Origin of the sequence: Oceanobacillus jeddahensis (assembly GCF_000750635.1) — a bacterium.
In the GTDB taxonomy this organism is placed as follows: Bacteria; Bacillota; Bacilli; order Bacillales; family Amphibacillaceae; genus Oceanobacillus; species Oceanobacillus jeddahense.
In genome coordinates this window covers 605,588-626,795 of the sequence record NZ_CCDM010000002.1, presented here as the reverse complement: position 1 = coordinate 626,795, position 21,208 = coordinate 605,588, and the positions used below count along the sequence as shown (strand labels likewise).

19 protein-coding genes are annotated in these 21,208 nt (G+C 37.8%); 5 read left to right on the top strand and 14 right to left on the bottom strand.

The window, feature by feature from the left end; all coding sequences use genetic code 11:
- Positions 1-8 precede the first annotated feature (8 nt).
- A complete protein-coding gene (locus BN986_RS10760) occupies positions 9-212 on the top strand; it encodes a DUF1657 domain-containing protein (RefSeq protein ID WP_040979789.1) in 204 nt (67 codons plus the stop codon).
- A 12-nt stretch (positions 213-224) separates the two neighbouring features.
- Positions 225-1,085 (top strand): DUF421 domain-containing protein, encoded by an 861-nt coding sequence (locus BN986_RS10755; protein WP_040979787.1) that lies wholly within the window; start codon positions 225-227, stop codon positions 1,083-1,085.
- Between the two features lie 152 nt (positions 1,086-1,237).
- Here BN986_RS10755 and BN986_RS10750 read toward each other — a convergent pair whose 3' ends face one another.
- From BN986_RS10750 to BN986_RS10730, 5 genes are all read right to left on the bottom strand, one after another.
- Complete coding sequence (locus BN986_RS10750) at positions 1,238-2,218, bottom strand: zinc-binding dehydrogenase (RefSeq protein ID WP_040979786.1); 981 nt, start codon at positions 2,216-2,218, stop codon at positions 1,238-1,240.
- Positions 2,199-3,155, bottom strand: coding sequence for an ArsA family ATPase (locus BN986_RS10745; protein WP_040979785.1), 957 nt, complete (start codon positions 3,153-3,155; stop codon positions 2,199-2,201). The genes BN986_RS10750 and BN986_RS10745 overlap by 20 nt, the downstream gene beginning before the upstream one ends.
- A gap of 47 nt (positions 3,156-3,202) precedes the next feature.
- On the bottom strand, positions 3,203-3,463 hold the full coding sequence (locus tag BN986_RS10740) for a cory-CC-star protein (protein ID WP_040979784.1): 261 nt from the start codon (positions 3,461-3,463) through the stop codon (positions 3,203-3,205).
- Positions 3,464-3,548: 85 nt separating this feature from the next.
- Entirely contained in the window at positions 3,549-5,282 is a 1,734-nt protein-coding gene (locus BN986_RS10735) for a carbon starvation CstA family protein (protein WP_040979783.1), read from the bottom strand.
- 204 nt (positions 5,283-5,486) lie between these two features.
- Entirely contained in the window at positions 5,487-6,899 is a 1,413-nt protein-coding gene (locus BN986_RS10730; protein ID WP_040979782.1) for a hypothetical protein, read from the bottom strand.
- 168 nt (positions 6,900-7,067) lie between these two features.
- Here BN986_RS10730 and BN986_RS10725 point away from each other — a divergent pair, with 168 nt between their 5' ends.
- Both BN986_RS10725 and BN986_RS10720 read left to right on the top strand, forming a co-directional pair.
- Entirely contained in the window at positions 7,068-7,271 is a 204-nt protein-coding gene (locus BN986_RS10725; RefSeq protein ID WP_198136794.1) for a helix-turn-helix transcriptional regulator, read from the top strand.
- 6 nt (positions 7,272-7,277) lie between these two features.
- Complete coding sequence (locus BN986_RS10720) at positions 7,278-7,697, top strand: hypothetical protein (RefSeq protein ID WP_040979780.1); 420 nt, start codon at positions 7,278-7,280, stop codon at positions 7,695-7,697.
- Positions 7,698-8,443: 746 nt separating this feature from the next.
- Here BN986_RS10720 and mdh read toward each other — a convergent pair.
- The 3 genes from mdh to citZ form a co-directional block, all read right to left on the bottom strand.
- A complete protein-coding gene (mdh, locus tag BN986_RS10715; RefSeq protein ID WP_040979779.1) occupies positions 8,444-9,382 on the bottom strand; it encodes a malate dehydrogenase in 939 nt (312 codons plus the stop codon).
- A 150-nt stretch (positions 9,383-9,532) separates the two neighbouring features.
- Positions 9,533-10,807, bottom strand: coding sequence for an NADP-dependent isocitrate dehydrogenase (icd, locus tag BN986_RS10710; RefSeq protein WP_040979778.1), 1,275 nt, complete (start codon positions 10,805-10,807; stop codon positions 9,533-9,535).
- A gap of 56 nt (positions 10,808-10,863) precedes the next feature.
- Complete coding sequence (gene citZ, locus BN986_RS10705) at positions 10,864-11,982, bottom strand: citrate synthase (RefSeq protein WP_040979777.1); 1,119 nt, start codon at positions 11,980-11,982, stop codon at positions 10,864-10,866.
- Between the two features lie 498 nt (positions 11,983-12,480).
- Between citZ and ytvI the strand changes: the two genes are divergently transcribed.
- On the top strand, positions 12,481-13,587 hold the full coding sequence (ytvI, locus tag BN986_RS10700) for a sporulation integral membrane protein YtvI (protein WP_040979776.1): 1,107 nt from the start codon (positions 12,481-12,483) through the stop codon (positions 13,585-13,587).
- A gap of 4 nt (positions 13,588-13,591) precedes the next feature.
- Here ytvI and BN986_RS10695 read toward each other — a convergent pair whose 3' ends face one another.
- The 6 genes from BN986_RS10695 to ystJ form a co-directional block, all read right to left on the bottom strand.
- Complete coding sequence (locus tag BN986_RS10695) at positions 13,592-13,987, bottom strand: FxsA family protein (protein ID WP_040979775.1); 396 nt, start codon at positions 13,985-13,987, stop codon at positions 13,592-13,594.
- 98 nt (positions 13,988-14,085) lie between these two features.
- Positions 14,086-15,846, bottom strand: coding sequence for a pyruvate kinase (gene pyk / locus BN986_RS10690; RefSeq protein WP_040979774.1), 1,761 nt, complete (start codon positions 15,844-15,846; stop codon positions 14,086-14,088).
- Between the two features lie 36 nt (positions 15,847-15,882).
- A complete protein-coding gene (gene pfkA, locus BN986_RS10685) occupies positions 15,883-16,842 on the bottom strand; it encodes a 6-phosphofructokinase (protein ID WP_040979773.1) in 960 nt (319 codons plus the stop codon).
- Positions 16,843-17,162: 320 nt separating this feature from the next.
- Complete coding sequence (gene accA, locus BN986_RS10680; RefSeq protein WP_040979772.1) at positions 17,163-18,119, bottom strand: acetyl-CoA carboxylase carboxyl transferase subunit alpha; 957 nt, start codon at positions 18,117-18,119, stop codon at positions 17,163-17,165.
- Between the two features lie 6 nt (positions 18,120-18,125).
- Positions 18,126-18,980 carry an acetyl-CoA carboxylase, carboxyltransferase subunit beta gene (gene accD / locus BN986_RS10675; RefSeq protein WP_040979771.1) on the bottom strand — a complete coding sequence of 285 codons (855 nt, stop codon included), beginning with the start codon at positions 18,978-18,980 and terminating at the stop codon, positions 18,126-18,128.
- 986 nt (positions 18,981-19,966) lie between these two features.
- A complete protein-coding gene (gene ystJ, locus BN986_RS10670) occupies positions 19,967-21,205 on the bottom strand; it encodes an NADP-dependent malic enzyme (protein WP_040979770.1) in 1,239 nt (412 codons plus the stop codon).
- Positions 21,206-21,208 lie beyond the last annotated feature (3 nt).

The window sequence follows — 21,208 nt, the reverse complement described above, 5'->3', positions numbered from 1 at the left end:
GATGCTTTATGACAGTAGGATCACAAGTAAAAACATGTTATGCCACGTTAAAATCGATCGAAGCAGGGTTGGATTTATTACATGCTTCTACTACCGAACAGGACTTAAAAAATACGATTGAAGAAGTTTCTGTATTAATTAAAGATGCACGGCATGATGTGCACCAGCAAGTTATTCATATCGATAAACAAGAACCACAATATAAATCATAAGGAGGGGAAATCATGCCTGAATGGATATCAATTATAATTCGCTCTCTGATTTTAATAACCGTTTTATTTTTCTTTGTAAAGTGGTTGGGTGCAAAGCAGCTGTCACAACTTAATATTTTTGAAACCATATCCGGAATTGTCCTTGGAGGAATCGCTGCCTTCCATACAGTAGACCCGTATAGCAGCTTTTATTATGCGCTATTAGCAATGTTTGTCTGGTTTATTGCTGCATTTACAATTGAAAAATTATCTTTGAAAAGTAAACGTATGCGCGACTTCACAGATGGAAAGAGTACGGTTTTTATACAAAATGGCAAAATCATGGAGGAAAATTTAAAAAAAGAAGGTTATTCCACGGATGACCTGCTGGAAAAACTCCGGAATAATAACCAATTTCTTGTTTCCGATGTGGAATTTGCCGTTTTAGAACCGACCGGAGAATTAAATGTACTGCCCAAAAAGGAAAACCAGCCCGTCACTTTAAAAGATTTAAAAATCACTCCGGCACCAGCTAAGGAACCGCAAACCGTTATTGCTGACGGAAATATCCTGCTCGAGCCCCTGGCGAATGCTTCATTAAATCCAACTTGGTTAGAAGCTGAATTAGAAAAACAAAATGTAACCATAGACAATGTTTTTCTCGGTCAAGTGGACCATCAGGGTCAATTATTTCTTGACCTGTACGATGATCATATAACTGTACCCGAACCTGCCCAGCCAGCTCTGTTATTAGCTAGTATGAAAAAGTGTCAGGCAGATTTAGAATTATTTGCCCTTGCTACAGATAACCCTGAAGCGAAGGAATTATATAACCGGAATCAAAAGCGGCTGCAAGAGGCTGTGAAACGTATGGAGCCTTTCTTAACATCATGAAACATGTCTCGATGTCTGCCTCTGTACCTGACACCAATGCCAATAAAAAAGAAGGCAGTGGGACGCAACTTTTTAAACGCTCATTAGTCCCTCTGCCTATATTCTTCATAAACTTTATCGATTATATTGCTTTTTTCAATATAACCATATCTTTATGCAATACGAATAATCACCTTGCCAAATTGTTTCCCTTCCTCTAAATAGCTCAGTGCATCTAAACTTTGATCCAAAGAAAAAATGCGGTCAACTACTGGCTGTAATTGATACTCTTCTGCATGCTCAAGTGCTGCAATCAATTCTTCTCTACATCCCATTGTCGAACCAATGAGTTTATATTGCCCATAAAAGAAAGCACGTAAATCAAACGCAACGGTGTCCTCTGTTGTAGCTCCGAACGTAACAAATTTACCGCCTTTTTTCAAAATAGATAAAGAACGGTGAAAGGTTGCTTTTCCGTTACTATCAATAACCATATCGACGGTTTCATTACTTAATTTTTCATCCCAATCATCTGCTGTATCTATTACTACATCAGCTCCAAGCTTGCGGGCTTTTTCTCTTTTTTCTTCACTTCTGGAAGTGGTAATTACCCGTGCCCCGATATTTTTAGCGAATGCAATTAAATACGTTGCCACACCACCGCCTGCTCCAGGAATAAAGACCGTATCTGTCTTTTGCAGATCTCCTTTTGTAAACATTGCCCGATATCCTGTCAATGCAGCTAACGGAAAAGCTGCTGCTTCTTCCCAGCTCATATATGCCGGTTTAGGCTCTACCTGATCCTCGGAAATCACAATTTTTTCAGCAAACGTACCGTGGTCAGGCATACCCAGAATATCAAATTCTTTGGGTGGCGCTTCACTGTTTTGCACCCAGCGTAATGACGGATTAATAATCACTTCATCACCTACATTTACATCAATAACATTTTTGCCTATTTCTTCAATAATTCCCGCCCCATCTGAGCCAAGAATCAAAGCTTCTTCTGATTCTTTTCTGCGGCCAGGGATGGCTAAATCCCGCCGATTAAGCCCTGCAGCTTTCAATTTTACGACAACTTCCGATCCACCTGGCTTTTGCAGTTCCATCTCTTTCATATGCAGGCCGCCATTTTCATGTACTAGTGCTCTCATTCTTTTCTGCCTCCTTCAAATAAGTTCCCATTTGTTTTAATTGTTTACGGCTAGTGATGTCTTCCGAAAAAAAAGGAATATACAAAATCGTTTGTACCAAGAAGTCCCCAGCGATTTGTTCTAAATAAATTTTTTCGTTCTGTTTACGTTTTGTAAAGAAATCTCCACTGGCTTTTTCTGGCAATACTTTATTAACAATAAGGTAAGGAACAGCAATCTGAAATTTCTCCAGAAGAAGAATTGCTTTTTTTGTTTCAGCTACCGGTAATCTCTCTGGATTCAAAACAAACAGAAAAGTAGTTACTTCCTTATCCAACAGAATTTCTCTTGCCTTCGTAAATCGCTGTTTCCTTTCTTGTAATGTATCGTAAATGGGATCATCTACAGGTTGTCCATCATTTAATAATTGCGAATACTGTGTATTTGTTTTTTTCCTTTTAGTTAATAGACCTTCAATCCAAATCCCCATTAATTCTGGAAGAGATAACAACCGTATCGTATGGCCTGTTGGTGCCGTATCAAATACTAGTTTATCAAACCTGCCCCCTTCTTCCAAAATAATTGATATGAGCTTATCAAATAAGGCAGCTTCATCTGCTCCAGGAGAGGCTTTTGCAGTGTCTAATTGCCGGTGCACCTCTTCCATCATTTCAATATGAACAACACCTTGGATATTTTCTTTTACTTTTTTGATATACGTATCCGTCTCTTTTTCAGAATCAATCTCCAGCGCATATAAATTTTTCTCAATATATGTAATATCCCCACCAACTTGCTGCTGAAAAATATCACTTACATTATGAGCTGGATCCGTGGAAATGAGTAATGTACGATATCCTGTCTCCGCATATTCCAGTGCTATAGCGGCAGCTGAGCTCGATTTTCCGACACCGCCCTTGCCTCCTACAAATATAATCCGGTTATTTTCTCCAAACACTGTTTTCCCTCCTCCGATGTTTTCACATCATCGTATCATTACTTTTTTTAGCAGCAGCGAATTCCGTTAAGCGGTGATTTATCCATTCCCATCCGTAAATGCCAATCATGGAAGGATTCAAGAATATAAGGATATAACTCCAATGTATAATAATAAACCGGGTTCGGTATTCCCAGCATTTCAGAATATAGAAGCAACAGGAAAAAATCATCTTCATTTCTCCATTCCCTCGCAACTTCTGATTTATGCGGCAAACTGATTACTTCCTCATAATATTGAATTAATTGTTTTAATCTATCCGTAAGCATAGTTCACCCCTCCTGCATGATAATATTCTGCCTGCTTAGAGGCTTCCAAATCTATCTTCCGTTGAAAATAGATTTGGAAGCAAAATCAATCTTTATTTAATGGATCTTCTATCTTTTTCATCAACTCTGAAAAGGAAGTCAATGCTATCCATACCGCAAATACGAAGATAATGGAGCCCAGAATAAACAACAGCAAATTCGACCCTGTTCCCATCCACGACCATTCAAAGACAACCTGTTGAAACATAGCAAACAACGTCATGAAGATAAGGAAAATCATTGGGATGAGCGCAACCATATAATTGCTTCCTTTTCGTTTTAACCAAATAGCAATTAAGAATAAACTAATGGCAGCCAGTAATTGATTGGCCGTACCAAATAATGGCCAGATGAGATAACCGCCCGACCCGAAACCATTCGGCCCTTCAGGAATCAACACAAGCGCCGCACTGGAAAGCACAGCAATCGTTGTCGCTACATGCGTTTTAGTCAGCGGTTGAATTTTATATTCAATGCCTAATTCTGCAATAATGTACCGCATCAGGCGTACAGACGTATCTAATGTCGTTGCCGCAAAACTGACGACGATAATCGATACAATTGTCGTTGCTATATCTGTTGGAATCCCTAGCCCTTGTGCTAACGTTGCTGCCCCTTCAATAAACGTACCTAATCCGATTGCATTTGCTTCATTAAACGAAGTATAGGCTTGCGAAAAGGCATCCGTATTAGCAAAGAATGTCCCTACTGCAATAATGGAAACAAGTGCTAAAATACCTTCTCCTACTGCTCCAAAGTAACCTACAAAACGCGCATCGGTTTCTTTATCCAGCTGTTTCGAAGAGGTTCCTGAAGATACTAATCCATGGAATCCGGAAATAGCACCACAAGCAATTGTAATAAAAAGAAGTGGCAAGAAACTTCTATCCGGGCTTTCATTTACTACAGGAGCTGTCATATTCGGAGAAGTAAAAAGTAATCCCAAATATAATATTGCCAGTCCAATAACTAATTGATGTGAATTAATAAAATCTCTTGGTTGTAGTAATTTCCACACCGGAAGCGTTGAAGCAATATATACATACACCATTAAAATAACAATCCATATCAGAAACGCCGTTGAAACAGCGCCTAGGCCAAATAAACCTGTTCCATTCTCTCCCCCCATATATCCGACTAAATCAATTTGCAGAAAACCAACCCTACTTGCCATAATAGCAGCTAAATACATGATTACTAATGCAATAATGGATGGCAGAAGCATCTTTACATTCCTCTTATACGCCGCATAACCAATCCAAATGGCTAATGGAATTTGAATAAAGACAGGAAACACACTGGAAGGATAACTAATAAATAAATTTGAAATAACCCATGCAAAAACAGCATTTACCATCAATACGAGAATGAGAATAATGAATAAAAATAATAGCTTTGCTTTTCTTCCTACTAAACGGTCTGCAATTGTCCCGATCGAATAGCCCTTATTACGGACAGATAAAGCTAAAGTACCGAAATCGTGAACACCTGCTGCGAAAATGGTTCCCAATACAACCCATAAAAACGCCGGAAGCCAGCCCCAATAAATAGCTATTGCCGGCCCTAAGATAGGCGCAGCACCCGCTACAGATGTAAAGTGATGCCCCCACAAAACAAATTTATTAGTTGGAACATAGTCCACACCATCTTTAAAACGATGTGCCGGAGTAATATAATTAGGGTCTAACCGAAATATTCTTTCTGCAACAAACTTGGAATAATAACGATAGCCTAAAATAAAAACAATAATTCCTATGAAAGCAATTAAAATCGCATTCATGTCAAACGCTCCCTCCCTTTAATTTTTGTAAATGCTTTAATTTTGAAGCCTCCTTTTTATTTTTTTATTTGGCCCTGTCCATTGAATGAAAATATTTCTGGAAACTACATGCAATTTGATACGCAGCTGATTAATAAAAAATTGTATGAGTCAGAATACAAGTACGAAATGATTCCAACCCATACAATTATATTTTTCATTTGATTAAAATATGATCACCGCAGCAATGGTCGCTATAAACAACCCAAGTATTACAGGGAAAAAGTTTTTTCGGACTAACTCTATTGCAGAAACACCACAAAATCCTGCTACAGCAATCAGAGATGACCAGGCGATCAGCGCTCCTCCACCAGTCCAAATAGCTCCCAGCTGACCAATTGCAGCTAGTGTACTTGCATCCATAGAAGCAGATTCTAATGATGCTGCTAAAGCTCCTGTTAAAGGTAATCCGGAAAAACCAGATCCATCTAATCCTGTGATAATTCCTACAATTAATAAGGTAAAAGCAACAAACACCGTACTTTCAGGTAGAAAAGCTTGAATAGAGGAAATAATATCAAATAAAAAAGATGGTGCTTCTTCTACAAGCAATATTTCCCGGGAAAACTCAGCATTTCCTAAAAAGAAAAAACCTGCAATTGGAATAACTGGCCCCATTGCCTTAAAAGCAAATACAAATCCATTGGTAATATGATTTCCCACATAATCTAATGCGTTTTGTTTTCCAAATACAGACGTAGCCAGTAATAATAAAATGACAGCTACACCGCCAACAAGTGCAGCTCCTTCTCCGCCAACTAAATCACTCGTTCCGAAAAATTTACTGTAAAGCATATATCCGACGACCAAAAGCAAAACAATGGGAACCAGCCAGGCAAACATGCGGCTCCATTTTTTAAGATTTTTGGAAGCTGCTTTATGCCCTGACGAATCGTAATCTTGAATTTGTGCAATTTCTTCTTGGTTCCTGGAATCATCTTTTGAACGAATGGATCTGCGATAAAATAAATACGCTAATAGTGTTGCCGTAACCCCTGTAATTACGGAGAGCACAAAGGATCTGTCGGCAACTACTGTTGTTTCCACACCTGCAGCAGCAGCGGATAACGCTGGAGCTACCTGTACAATATAATCAGAGGACAAAGCCATTCCTTGACCAGCAATCGTAATGGCAACTGCTGCAGTAATCGCTGGCAATCCTGAGCGTATAGCGGCTGGCACAAGCAGGGCGCAAATAAGCGGTACAGCCGGAGTCGGCCAGAAAAATAAAGATATAAAATAGGTGACAATAATTAAAACAAAATAAGATAGATGTCCGTTCACCATTACCCTTTGAATCGGCTGAATCATCAGCACATCCGCTTTTAAATCTTTTAAAGCATTTAATAAAGCAAGCATAAAGGTAATAATTAAAAAGATGCTGAAAAGCTCCCGTGCAGCAACTAAATTAGCATTAAAAATAGCCATAAATCCACTGACAATACTCCCATTATAAAAACAAGCAATTACAAATGTGCCTAATAAGCTCGGAAGAACAATCCCTCTTCGGAAGACCATTGTCATCAAAATAAGCAATGTGAAAAATCCATATAATACGTGTGGGATAGTTAAACTCATTTCATTCAGATCCTCTCCTTCATTATGTACAGTAGCCTATGCAATAAGAAAGTAAGAGGGTACAAAATAAAGGATAAAAATCAAACAAAACAGCAACTCTATTACAACATGTATATCTCTAAAATATTATGTAATATATACATTGAAATAAATAAAGAGGTGATAGCAATTGTGAAAAATAATTTAAAAGTTGCCCGTATCCAAGTAGATCTGACTCAGCAACAGCTTGCAGAAAAAACAGGAGTTACCCGACAAACTATCAGCTTGATTGAAAAAGGAAATTATAATCCAACCTTAAATCTGTGTCTGGAGATTTGTTATGCAGTGAATAAAACTTTAGATGAAGTATTTTGGAGAGAAAAAGGAGAGTGACAGCAAATGCAAAAAATTAAAGATGAACGATTGAAGCTAAAAAATTTAAAAAACATTAGAGTACTATTTATGATCCAAACAATCGGTATTTTGGGGATACTAGGGTATGATTGGATAACCAAAGGAATAGACGGAATGACGGATAATCCTTTGTGGTTTGTTTTTATTATTACAGCTGTCGTTTCAGCGTATTTATCCATGAATATTAGCGTAGATCATGAAACCAGCGGGAAATCTCCTGAAAAAGGATTGACTATCTCACTAATGATAACTGCCCTTATCTCTATTGTTATCGGAATCTTAATATCACTAAGTGAAGGAACCCCGGCAACTACTGGTATTTTAATAGGCGGGATCGTATTTATATGCGGGGGTATTCCATGTTTTTACGTCTATCGTTTGCGAAAAAGGACCATGGATAATTGAGAGGAATAAAAAACAGAAGTTGTATAATAATGCCATTTACTTTGGTAAAATAATCTATCTTAAGAAAACACGCAATGATAAACTTCCGAATCATTGCGTGTTTTCTGATACTTCTATCACCGTACGGCCTTCTGTTGTAAGATTTCCACTTTGAGAATGAAAACCCAAACTTACTGACAGGAAATCAACCAGCTGTAAAAGGTAGTGAATTATAGAGGTTATTCAGTAACTCAACTTTTACACATTAAAAAGTAACTTCATTTCCATAGTAAAAGTGTTCAGCAGTGATTACTTTTTGTGCATGAAAGTTATTCTTGATGTTAATTATCCATGCTGTTATGATTCGAACTGCTAAACCAACCTTTTACAATAACGGAATGATCGTGTCATCAAGGGATAGAGATACTATTCCGTCCAACCCAACAGGATGTTATTTCTTTCATTCGCTGTAGAATCCTAACTAAGCAAAGACCAACCACGCAGACAAATGGTTGGCAGGCTAAACCCGTGACTCCTGGGACTGCGATTACTCGCCTCATCGAAAACATTTGTACGTCGGAAAGCGGAGTGGTTGGCCGGAGCGGGAGTTATACACTATCATTCGCTCAAAAAAAGCTGATTTAACCAAAAGAAAGCACAATAATGGAGATCATGTTCATCCTGAGATAGCAAGATATATATGTTTATTCTTAGGTGCGAAAGTTGACTCAGTAAGAAATAAAGAACGAAAGGAATAAAGTTTCATTTTAATTTAAAATATCTATTACTTTTTTAACAGATTCAGCCGATTTATCCAATTGCTGCTTCTCCTCATCTGTCAGGTCGAGCTCAATAACTTCTTCTATTCCGGCTCCACCGAGAACGGTTGGTACACCAAGGTAAATACCATCGTAACCATATTCTCCTTCTAAATAAGCAATAGAAGGTAATATTCTGCGCTGATCCTTCAGAATCGCTTCTGCCATCACTGTTAAAGAAGCGGCTGGTGCATAGTAAGCACTTCCGTTACCTAATAGATTTACAATTTCTCCGCCGCCAGTTCGGGTTCTTTGTACAATTTCTTCTAAACGGTCTTTCGAAATCAGCTTTTCAAGCGGTATACCCCCTGCATACGAATAGCGAATAAGTGGTACCATATCATCCCCATGTCCGCCCAGAACAAAGCCCGTAATATCCTTCACAGAAATATTCAATTCTTCCGCTACAAAAGCTCTAAAACGAGCTGTATCCAGAACTCCTGATTGTCCGATAACGCGCTCTTTAGGCAGACCGGAAGCTTTATAAACGCTATAAGTCATTGCATCTACCGGATTGGTCAATACAATAATTGTTGCATTCCCGGAGTATTTCACAATTTCTTTTGTAACCGTGTGCATTATTTTGGCATTTGTATTTACTAAATCATCCCGGCTCATTCCCGGTTTTCGTGCAATTCCTGCTGTTATAATAACCAGATCAGAATCCTTTGTATCTGCATAATCAGACGTACCTGTAACTCTCGCATCAAAACCTTGAACTGGTGCTGCCTCTGCCATATCCAGCGCTTTCCCTTTTGTCGGATTTTCCATATCTGGAATATCAACAAGGACAACATCTCCTAATTCTTTTTGCGCAACCATCAATGCCGTTGTCGCCCCTGTAAAACCAGAACCAATAACGGAAATCTTTTTACGTGTAGAAACCATTATATTTACCTCCTTTAGTCGTTTTTAAAATAACATGTATTTAAAGAAAATGCTTGCAGTACCGATATTTCCCGTTACCACAAACATTTTCCTTTTTAGATCAGTTTACTCACATAACCCTATTTATTTTACCTTTTATCGCAGTGTAACTTATGCTTCCATGTTCTTAATTAACTCATCGGCGAATTCAGAGCATTTCACTTCTGTTGCACCATCCATGAGACGGGCAAAATCATAAGTAACCACTTTCGAACCAATTGTTTTATCCATTGATTTCGTAATTAAATCAGCTGCTTCTCTCCACTCTAAATGTTCAAGCATTAATACGGCAGAAAGAATAACAGAAGATGGGTTCACTTTATCTAATCCTGCGTATTTCGGTGCAGTTCCGTGTGTTGCTTCAAAAATAGCATGTCCTGTATCGTAGTTGATGTTAGCTCCTGGAGCAATACCAATTCCACCGACTTGCGCAGCGAGTGCATCAGAAATATAGTCACCATTTAAGTTCATAGTTGCTACTACATCAAATTCTTTTGGACGAGTAAGAATTTGTTGTAAGAAGATATCTGCAATTGAATCTTTTACTAGTAATTTTCCAGCTGCTAATGCATCTTCCTCTGCTTTATTCGCTGCATCTTTACCTTCTGCTTCCACAATGCGGTCATATTCAGCCCAAGTGAACACTTTATCGCCGAATTCTTGTTCAGCAACTTCATAACCCCAGCTTTTGAAAGCTCCTTCAGTAAATTTCATAATATTTCCTTTATGCACTAAAGTCACACTCTTACGTCCTTCTGTTAATGCATAATTAATCGCTGCACGGACAATACGTTTTGTTCCTTCTTCCGATACTGGTTTCACACCGATACCAGAAGTTTCAGGGAAACGAACATTTTTTACATCCATTTCATTTTTCAGGAAGTCAAGTACTTTCTTCACGTCGTCAGTGCCTTCTTGCCACTCAATACCGGCATAGATATCCTCTGTATTTTCACGGAAAATAACCATATCTACATCTTCAGGACGCTTTACAGGAGAAGGAACCCCTTCAAAATAACGTACTGGACGCAGGCAAGTAAATAAATCCAATTCTTGACGTAAAGCTACGTTAAGGGAACGGATTCCGCCACCAATTGGAGTAGTTAAAGGTCCTTTAATAGCAATCTTATATTCATTGATTTTATCAAGCGTATCTTGTGGTAACCATTCGCCTGTTTTATCAAAAGCTTTTTGACCAGCATATACTTCCAACCAGTCAACTGATTTTTCCCCATTATAAGCTTTTTCAACGGACGCTTCGATAACGCGACGGGCAGCAGCCCAGATATCAGGACCAGTTCCGTCCCCTTCGATGAATGGAATAATTGGTTTATTTGGTACATTCATTTCGCCATTTTCTACTACAATTTTTTCACCTTGTGTCATAGATAAAAAACCTCCTAATAATGATTCCTATTTCATTCTACTACATTTTAACGATATTAGCTTCTATCTTCAATAGCAACATACTCCTGAAGATCCGGTCCATTATATTCTGCACGCGGACGGATTAAGCGGTTGTCAGCATACTGTTCCAGAATATGGGCTATCCATCCGGATGTTCTGCTTACAGCAAATATCGGTGTAAATAAATCTTCCTCAATTCCCAGGCTATGGTATACAGATGCACTGTAAAAATCTACATTTGCAGGCAGACCTTTATGTTCCTTCACATAGTCCTCAATTTTGATAGACATATTATACCATTTTTCCTGCCCTGTACGCTTTGTCAATTGCTTAGACATTTCTCTTAGGAATTTAGCTCTTGGGTCGCCGTCACGATATACACGGTGTCCCATTCCCATAATCTTTTCTTTGTTTTCCAGTTTTTCTTTAATATATGGGATAGCATTTTCTTCTTCTCCAATTTCAAGAAGCATCTTCATTACATTTTCATTTGCTCCACCATGTAACGGTCCTTTTAAAGCACCAATAGCTGCCACAAGTCCAGAGTAAATATCTGAAAGTGTTGCTACACAAACCCGGGCTGTAAATGTAGAAGCATTTAATTCGTGATCAGCATGTAGGACAAGCGCTTTATTAATCGCTTCTACCTCAATATCTTCTGGCTCTTTACCATTCAGCATAAATAGGAAATTAGCAGAATAGCTTAAGTCTTCTTTTGGCTGTATTGGATCTTTTCCATCACGAATTCTTGCAAACGCAGCTACGATAGAAGCTATTTTAGCTTGAATACGAATCGCTTTTCTTTTATTTGCTGCTTCATCCATTTCATCTGCTTCATCATCATAAATGGCTAACAATGAAACCGCTGTACGTAAAGCTGCCATCGGGTGAACACGCTTCAAATCATAGGAGCGCAAATGGTCAATAATAGCCTCTGAAATGGTCATATTTTTTGCTAAATCAGCCTTCAACTCATCTAATTGTGATTTAGTTGGAAGCTTTTGGTTCCATAATAAATAGATAATTTCCTCAAAGCTGGAATTCTCCGCTAAATCATCAATTTTATAACCAACATAGGATAACTGATCATCAATGATCGAACTAATTGCTGATTGCGTTGCGACAATATTTTCTAATCCTTTTGTTGTTGACATATTACCCTCTCCCTTTCCAGTTAATCAAAGTATTACGTATTTATTTCACTTCAAATAAATAATACAAGGGTGACAAACTAAATTTGGGCTGTTTAAAGCTATGTAGGAATAATTTTGAGCAAATCTTTTCTATTCGCTTAATACCATTCAGGTGATGGAACTCGCGTTTCGTGGAATGTTAAACGTGGAACCAAAATCTTTTGAAAGTTACGAATCAATGAATTTATTATTCTACTTTTTAAACAAACTCAGAAACATGTTGTCTTTATTTGTACCCTCCAGCTTCATGAAAGCTATTCTTTTTATCTGCCCATTTCTCATTATAAATCATAATAAGCAGAATGTGAATTGAAACCGTTTAAATTTTGTTAAATAACTGTTAACCCCTCCAAGTTTCGTTATTATTTTCCGTTTTAATCATAACCATACCCCTTATTACTTCTACTTTTCAGCTTTTAAACATAGATTAAATTAGGTCTTTTTTCTGGAGGAAATATAATGCATTCAAAAATCATCGGACAACTTATCCGCAGCCTAATTGTTGTTATTATTTTATTTAGCAGTATTTTTCTGTTCTATATACTATTTCCCTATATATATCCTATTTTAATTGCTTTTTTATTATCTTTTCTTTTTCAGCCCTTTATCAAGTGGTTTATAAACAAGCTAAAGATGCCACGATTATTAGCTTTAATAAGCACCTTCAGTCTTTTTTTAAGTTTATTCACCATCGGTTTATACTTTTTAGTAAGTGAAGTCTATCAAGGTATCGTTTATTTATCGGACAAGCTGCCTGCTTACTTTCATCATATGATGGAACAATTTCAACAGTTATTGGATACGCACATTTTACCGTTATACGATAAATTACTGTCTCTGCTGACAACGTTACATGTTGATTATCGTTTTGAAGTCTACGAATATATCCAGTCATTCACAGAATCTATTACATCCGCTTTTACTCGTTTCTTTCAAATGTTGCTCCAGCAAACAGCTAGTTTTCTAATGATGTTGCCAAATTCTTTTACTGTTTTTATTTTTATTATCTTAGCTACTTTTATGATCAGCTACGACTTCCATAATATTCAAAATAAGTTTCAAAAAAGTATACCTGCTGGCGGATACGCACTTTACCAAAAAATAACTTCTCACTTAAAAGAAGCTATAATCGGTTATTTCAGGGCTCAGGTTATTCTCGTTTGTATTTCCGCAGTTATTTTATGGATCGGGCTTCTTATCCTTCGTGTAGAACATGCATTTACCATTGTTTTATTTGCAGCAGTCACCGATTTTATTCCTTATTTAGGAATTGGCATTATTATTATACCTTGGATCCTTTTTAGTTTTTTTACCTTTAATTATCCTTTAACTATTGGGTTATCCGTACTATATGGAGTAATTATTCTTACCCGGCAATTTGTAGAACCTAAAATTGTCGCAACGTCGATAGGCATTTCACCTTTAATGATGCTTATCGGTATGTTTTTAGGTGTTCAATGGTTTGGTGTCCTTGGGTTTATCCTCGCTCCTGTAACTTTGGTAGTTATTCTTGCTATCCATAAATCTGGAGTGTTTCAGCATTTATTTCTCTATATCAAAGGATAGTATATTACCAGCGGCGATAAATAATGGTGTTTCTCCCCTTAAATTGCATAGCTATTTTCTTTAGATACTTTTTAAATAGATTTCTTGTCCAAGGTATTAATAATAATAAACCAACTGCATCTAATACAAATCCCGGGATAATAAGCAAGAATGCTCCAAGCATTGTTGCTATCCCATCAAGGAGTTCTTCGGTAGGCGGGAATCCTCTTTGTAATTGCAATTGTGCGCGTCTAAATACTTCCATTCCTTGATATCTGGCAAGAAAAATACCCAGCATAGCTGTCGCAATAATTAATCCAACTACCCATAAAACACCAATAAGCTGGCTTAACCACAGAAATACGCCAATTTCTATTGCTGGAATAATAATGAATCCCAGAAGAAGGTATTTTTTGCTCATTTTAACACCCTTTCTATCTTGCAAATAAATAATATTTTCTAATGTACAAACAAAACCTCCGAATAGCTATCGGAGGTTTGTTTGTTTTTTCTTAACTATTATAGTACGCCTGCATGACCTGCGTAAACTTGACCTCGGCTGCTGTCTACAGTAATATCTTGACCATCTTCTAATAGTTCAAAGACGTTCTCTACACCTACAATAACAGGAATTCCCAGACTAACGCCTACTACTGCCGCATGAGAAGTCAGGCCGCCTTCTTCTGTAATAACTGCAGCAGCTTTTTCAATTGCCGGCATCATTTCTTTTTCCGTAGCATGCGTTACAAGAATATCCCCTTCATCCATTCGGGATAGTGCTTCTTCATTATTTTTAGCAAAGACAACATGTCCATATGCTTTACTTCTGCCAATACCTTGTCCTTTTGCAACAACATCACCAATAACATGAACTTTCATCAGATTTGTTGTGCCTTTTTCTCCAGCAGGGACTCCGGCAACAACAAGGACAGTATCTCCACGTTTACATACTTCTGCTTCCAAACCTTGTTTTACAGACACTTCCAGCATCTCATCTGTAGATTTGGTAGCTGTACCCCTTACTGCATGTACACCCCATACAAGAGAAAGTTGACGATTTACAACTTCATCCACTGTTACTGCAATAATGGTCGCTTTTGGACGATATTTTGAAACCATGCGTGCTGTTGAACCACTTTCTGTCGGCGTAATGATCGTACCTATATTTAAATTATATGCTGTATGGGAAACAGATTGAGTAATCGCTTCTCTGATTTCCATATCTACGTTTTTAGAACGTTCTTCCAGAATTGCTTTATGATCTAATGCAGATTCTGCTTTTAATGCGATATTGCTCATCGTTTGAACAGATTCAACTGGATACATTCCTGCAGCTGTTTCCCCAGAAAGCATGATAGCATCTGTACCATCAAAAATAGCATTTGCAACGTCGGAAGCCTCTGCACGGGTCGGACGAGGGTTGCGCTGCATCGAATCTAACATCTGTGTCGCTGTAATCACGGGTTTTCCAGCTGTATTACATTTTGTAATAAGCTTTTTCTGTACAAGAGGCACATCTTCTGCCGGTATTTCTACACCAAGATCTCCCCGTGCAACCATTAAACCATCACTTACTTCCAGGATACTGTCAATATTGTCTACCCCTTCCTGGTTCTCAATTTTAGGGATAATTTTAATATGCTCTGCTTGATGCTGCTCCAATACTTCTTTAATTTCCAATACATCGGAAGGACGACGAACAAAAGAAGCTGCAATAAAGTCTACACCTTGTTCAATTCCAAAAATAATATCATTGGTATCCTTTTCTGTAATTCCAGGAAGGTTGACCGATACATTAGGAACATTAACTCCTTTTTTGTTTTTAATCTCTCCGGAGTTTAATGCAACCGTAACAATTTCTCCAGCATTGTGATTGATCTCTTTTACTTCCAATTCAATAAGGCCATCATCTAATAATATTTTAGATCCTGCGTGAACATCATCGATTAATCCATTATACGTAATACTGAATTTCTCGGCAGTACCTTCTACTTCGTCCATGGAAATAATAACCTCTTTACCTTGGACAATATCAGCTCTTCCCTCTTTAAAGCTTCCTGTACGGATTTCAGGACCTTTTGTATCAAGAAGAATCGCTACTGTTCTATCTTTTTTAGCTGCTGCTTCACGAATATTATTGATTCTTGCACCATGTTCATCGAAGTCTCCATGCGAAAAGTTTAATCTAGCAACATTCATTCCTGCATCGATTAACTTCTCCAATTTTTCTACTGATTCTGATGCTGGACCAATTGTACAAACAATTTTTGTGTTTCTCATTTTGTTTCCTCCTTCAATTCATTACATACCTTATATTTAAATAGACAACTCTTTGGATAGTTGGAACATTTCATTATCGATATGATGTTTAAGTTTTAATATATCCTCTATATCATTATCCACAATTTGGTTGTTTCGAATACCTACCATGCGCCCACTTTTATTATTTAGAAGCAGTTCTACTGCTGCTGCACCAAGCCGACTTGCTAGTACTCTATCCTGCCCAGTTGGAGAGCCGCCTCTTTGAATATGTCCTAATACCGTCACACGTGTCTCTAAATCCGTAGTTTCTTCAATTTGTTTTCCTACTTCAAATCCACTTCCAACACCCTCGGCAAGCAGGATAATACTATGTTTTTTTCCACGTTTATGGCCACGATTTAAACGATCAACGATTTCTGAGAACTCATCTTTTTGTTCAGGAATAAGAATACTTTCTGCACCAACAGAAAGCCCAGCCCATAGTGCTAAATCTCCTGCATCGCGACCCATTACTTCTATGATATATGTACGCTCATGAGAAGTAGCGGTATCACGAACCTTATCAACAGCTTCTATAATTGTATTTAATGATGTATCAAATCCAATTGTAAAGTCCGTTCCAGCAATATCATTATCAATTGTTCCCGGAACACCAATACAAGGAATGCCTTTTGCTGTCAGCTTTTGTGCTCCTTTAAAACTGCCATCACCACCAATGACAACTAAACCTTCAATCCCAGCTTTCTTCATTTGTTCAACTGCTTTTAACTGGCCTTCATCAGATTTAAATTCTTCACTTCTTGCTGAAAATAAAATCGTGCCGCCACGGTGAATAATATCACCAACCGAACCAAGATGCATTCTTTCAAAGTTACCATCCATTAACCCTTGAAAACCATTTTTGACGCCAAATACTTCCATATCATGATAAATCGCTTTTCTCACAACTGCTCTAATTGCAGCATTCATGCCTGGAGCGTCCCCGCCACTTGTTAAAACACCAATTCTTTTCATTTATTTACTCACCTCATTGTTTAAAAATTGCAATGCTCAAGCTTTTTTAAGTATGCTTAAATGTTGACATCTCCATGTTTTCTTTATCCTATTTTGTCGAATTCCCTTTTTCGGACTGTTAAAAACACTTAAACATTCTCCTCATGTAAATAAAAGAAAAAGAAAATCTTGAGAGAGAACCATTATAAACCAAAACAGATCAATAATCGATGATTGATTTCTTATCTTTCATTTACCCACTTTATCTATTTTACATGATTCTTTCATTATAATCCAAATTAAAATAAAGGCTGATATTCATTCTCAGCCTTTATTTACGGTTATACCGTTTGAAATGAACCTATCTTTTTATATTTTTGCCATCTTTCTTCTACAATATCCTCTGATGACAACCCTTTTAGCTCGTTTATGGACTTTTCCAGGACTTGGTCAATGAGTGACGCTTGTGTATCAATATCTCGATGTGCTCCACCTTTTGGTTCTGGTATCACTTCATCGATAACATCCAATTTTTTCAAGTCAGGAGCTGTGATCTGCATTGTTTCCGCAGCACGCTGTGCTTCCCCTGCATCTTTCCAAAGAATTGCAGCTGCGCCTTCTGGAGATATCACCGAATATGTAGAATTCTCCAGCATATGAACACGATTCCCAACGCCGATTCCTAATGCTCCGCCACTTCCACCTTCACCTATTACAATACATACAATAGGAACTGTTAATCCAGCCATTTCCATTAAATTTTTAGCGATGGCTTCACTTTGCCCTCTTTCTTCCGCAGCTTTTCCCGGATAAGCTCCTTTTGTATCAATAAAGGTAATAATCGGGCGGTGAAACTTTTCTGCCTGTTTCATGTGACGTAATGCTTTTCGATAGCCTTCAGGATGCGGCATGCCGAAATTACGTTTAATATTTTCTTTGGTATCTTTTCCACGTTGATGGCCAATCACTGTTACTGGCTGCTCTTTATAATAAGCTATCCCGGATATAATCGCTTCATCTTCACCAAACAAGCGATCCCCATGAAATTCAATAAAGTCTTCAAATATTCTTTCCACATATTCCAGTGTTGTAGGGCGTTCTGGATGCCTCGCCATTTGTACCCGGTTCCAGGGCTTTAGATTTCCATAAATATCTTCTTCTAATTTAGCTAAGCGCTCTTCCAGCGTCTTGATTTCATCTCTTAAATCAATATCACTGTTTTCTGTGAATGATTTTAATTCTTTAATCTTTTCTTTCAGATTCACAATTGGCTTTTCAAATTCTAAGATTGGCGCCATTTCGGGTTACCTCCCATCCACATGCATGGAAAGAATCTTTCCAAGTTTTTTTTTCATAACATGACGGTGAATCACCTTATCTACTTGTCCATGCTCCAGCTGAAATTCAGCTGTCTGAAAATCATTTGGCAGTTTTTCACGGATCGTCTGCTCAATAATTCTGCGGCCGGCAAAACCAATGAGTGCTCCCGGCTCGGCAAAGTTATAATCTCCAATAGATGCAAAACTAGCAGATACACCACCAGTAGTTGGATGAGTCATCACAGAAATCATTAAATTACCGCTGTCTCTAAACCGTTTCACAGCAAAGGAAGTTTTCGCCATCTGCATTAAACTCAAAAGCCCTTCCTGCATACGTGCTCCACCAGATGCTGTAAATATAATAAAAGGAATAGACTCCTTTCTGGCATTTTCAATGGCTCTTGTTATTTTTTCTCCAATTGCAGAACCCATACTTCCCATACGAAAATTGGAATCCATCACTGCAAATGCAATCTGATTATCATCAATAGCACCCGTTCCAGTAACAATTCCTTCATTCAGCCCTGTCTTCTGGCGGTCTTTTTTTATCTTTGATTCATAATCAGGAAAATCTAGTGGATTAGATGAAGTTAGTCCTGCATCCCACTCTTTAAATGTTCCTTCGTCGAACAAACTCTCAATTCTTGCCCATGCGGTCATCGGATGGTGGTATCCGCAGTTTGGGCAAACATATAAAGATTTAACGATTTCTTTTCGATAATAAATCTGCTTACAATTATCACACTTCTGCATTAACCCCTCTGGAACATCTACTTTTGCTTTATCGCTCGGAATCGATGCATACTTCTTACGCTTGCCGAAAAAATCTTTAAGTGGCAAGGTCTATCCCCCCTTTTTCTACTGCTAGTTCACGTTTGTATAATATATATAATAAATAAATTGCAAATATTAACTAGCATTCAAATAGAGTTTTCAAGTAAGAACGTTTTTCTTATCTTACCATTGTAAACTATTTTACTGAGTTATAATAGTGTGTGTTTAAAAAGAAACAGTTGGCTAACGTCGTACCTCTGCCCTTGGGTGTAAAAAGAAGAACCTTTTTAAGGAACGAAAAAGCAAGCTAAACAAATTATTAAAGGAGACGGGTGTTCTTAGTAGAAGTTCCTTTTCCTAAAGCATTGGTTTATTTGCTTTTTTACTTTTCATTTTATAGTTATTTTATAAAAATGAAATAGAAACCCAACCAATAGATTACCACCTGATGGCAAGTCGTGCAATCACGTTGTTGTAATCAATACTAATTTATTTATATATCAAAAGTGAATAGAAGTGGTTTGATCCTGCTTTAATATTCTATTCCTGCTGCGTTCAATATAAAAATGTAAAATAAAAAGTTTACCTCAAATAGCAATGTACTTTTTTTAAATTTAATTTTAACATAAAGTGAAACTTCACTCAGTGGGTGTTTTTTCGACACACAACTCTTTACGATGGGACGAGTAATCGCATTAATGTTGTCAGGTTAATACGACCGCTGCGACGGGTTATGGTGGGGTGAGTAATCGCAACCCCAGAAAAACACTACGCTTTCCGTGGGCTTGAGTACAGCCTCCTCAAAAAAAAGAAGTTCGCTTTTTTTTCTGTGGGGTCTTCCCTCCACGCTTTCCCACAGGAGTCTCCGTGTTTTTCCTCCGCTAGTTAGCCTTATTGCTATCTACCAGTATCAAACATAATCTTAATGAAATTCACTAACCTGACAACATTGGTAATCGCAGTCCCAGCCCCAGCCAGTTACACTGCGATAAAATACCCCCAAAACACTTTTAACAAAATAAAATGTCTCAGGGGATAATTGTTAGATCAACCTATTTATTAATTTCTTTTGTAAGGCGCCTTGTCTTTTCTGCTACTTCTTCTGAATCTACTTGAATACGGGCCACACCTGTTTTCATCGCTGCTTCAGCTACATGTTTGGCAACAAGCGGGGCAACTCTGTCATCAAAAGGAGAAGGAATAACATAATCTTCATTTAAATCACCTTCTGCAATCAAGGAAGCAATTCCCTCTGCAGCAGCAATTTTCATTTCTTCATTAATACGCGTTGCTCTCACATCCAGAGCTCCCCGGAAAATCCCTGGAAAAGCAAGCACATTATTTACCTGGTTTGGAAAATCCGAGCGGCCTGTACCAATAACTTTTGCCCCGGCTTCTTTTGCATCATCAGGCAAGATTTCCGGGTCCGGGTTTGCCATCGCAAAAATAATCGAATCATCATTCATTTTCTTTACCATTTCTTTCGTTAAAGCTCCACCTACTGAAACGCCGATAAATACATCTGCACCTTCTAATACATCTTCCAGGCTTCCTTCGATTTTCTGAGCGTTCGTATATTTTGCGACCATTTCTTTTACTTTATTCATTCCTTGAGGACGCCCTTCATAAATTGCTCCCCGAGAATCACACATAATCATATCATGAACGCCAAGACTCTTTAATAATCGAATAATTGCAATACCTGCTGCACCTGCTCCATTCGCTACAACTTTTATATTAGAAAAATCTTTATCTACCAACTTTAAAGCATTCATCAGCCCTGCAACAGTTACAATTGCCGTACCATGTTGATCATCATGAAAAATAGGAATATTGGTTTCACTCTTTAACCGATCTTCTATAATAAAGCAATTTGGTGCTGCAATATCTTCCAGATTAACTCCACCAAAGGTTGGCTCCATTAATTTAACCGTCTCCACAATTTTATCTACATCTTGGGTGTCAAGGCAGATCGGAAACGCATCCACTCCTGCGAACCCTTTAAATAATACTGCTTTTCCTTCCATTACAGGTAAGGAAGCTTCTGCACCAATATTCCCAAGACCTAAAACAGCAGATCCATCACTAACTACCGCGACCATATTCCCCTTCATTGTATAGTCATAGACGGTTTCTTTTCGTTCATAGATTTCTTTACAAGGCTCTGCTACACCAGGAGAATATGCTAAACTTAAATCCTCTTTATTTTTGACCGGTACCTTTGTTTTCACTTCCAATTTTCCTTGCTTTAGTTTGTGTAAATGTAATGCTTCATCTCGTAGGTTTGCCATTGA

Excerpts from the sequence above, each read along its gene's own strand:
- BN986_RS10760 (WP_040979789.1), top strand. The coding sequence starts at position 9 with ATGACAGTAGGATCACAAGTAAAAACATGTTATGCCACGTTAAAATCG.
- BN986_RS10755 (WP_040979787.1), top strand. The coding sequence starts at position 225 with ATGCCTGAATGGATATCAATTATAATTCGCTCTCTGATTTTAATAACC.
- BN986_RS10750 (WP_040979786.1), bottom strand. The coding sequence starts at position 2,218 with ATGAGAGCACTAGTACATGAAAATGGCGGCCTGCATATGAAAGAGATG.
- BN986_RS10740 (WP_040979784.1), bottom strand. The coding sequence starts at position 3,463 with ATGCTTACGGATAGATTAAAACAATTAATTCAATATTATGAGGAAGTA.
- BN986_RS10735 (WP_040979783.1), bottom strand. The coding sequence starts at position 5,282 with ATGAATGCGATTTTAATTGCTTTCATAGGAATTATTGTTTTTATTTTA.
- BN986_RS10730 (WP_040979782.1), bottom strand. The coding sequence starts at position 6,899 with ATGAGTTTAACTATCCCACACGTATTATATGGATTTTTCACATTGCTT.
- BN986_RS10720 (WP_040979780.1), top strand. The coding sequence starts at position 7,278 with ATGCAAAAAATTAAAGATGAACGATTGAAGCTAAAAAATTTAAAAAAC.
- mdh (WP_040979779.1), bottom strand. The coding sequence starts at position 9,382 with ATGGTTTCTACACGTAAAAAGATTTCCGTTATTGGTTCTGGTTTTACA.
- icd (WP_040979778.1), bottom strand. The coding sequence starts at position 10,807 with ATGACACAAGGTGAAAAAATTGTAGTAGAAAATGGCGAAATGAATGTA.
- citZ (WP_040979777.1), bottom strand. The coding sequence starts at position 11,982 with ATGTCAACAACAAAAGGATTAGAAAATATTGTCGCAACGCAATCAGCA.
- ytvI (WP_040979776.1), top strand. The coding sequence starts at position 12,481 with ATGCATTCAAAAATCATCGGACAACTTATCCGCAGCCTAATTGTTGTT.
- BN986_RS10695 (WP_040979775.1), bottom strand. The coding sequence starts at position 13,987 with ATGAGCAAAAAATACCTTCTTCTGGGATTCATTATTATTCCAGCAATA.
- pyk (WP_040979774.1), bottom strand. The coding sequence starts at position 15,846 with ATGAGAAACACAAAAATTGTTTGTACAATTGGTCCAGCATCAGAATCA.
- pfkA (WP_040979773.1), bottom strand. The coding sequence starts at position 16,842 with ATGAAAAGAATTGGTGTTTTAACAAGTGGCGGGGACGCTCCAGGCATG.
- accA (WP_040979772.1), bottom strand. The coding sequence starts at position 18,119 with ATGGCGCCAATCTTAGAATTTGAAAAGCCAATTGTGAATCTGAAAGAA.
- ystJ (WP_040979770.1), bottom strand. The coding sequence starts at position 21,205 with ATGGCAAACCTACGAGATGAAGCATTACATTTACACAAACTAAAGCAA.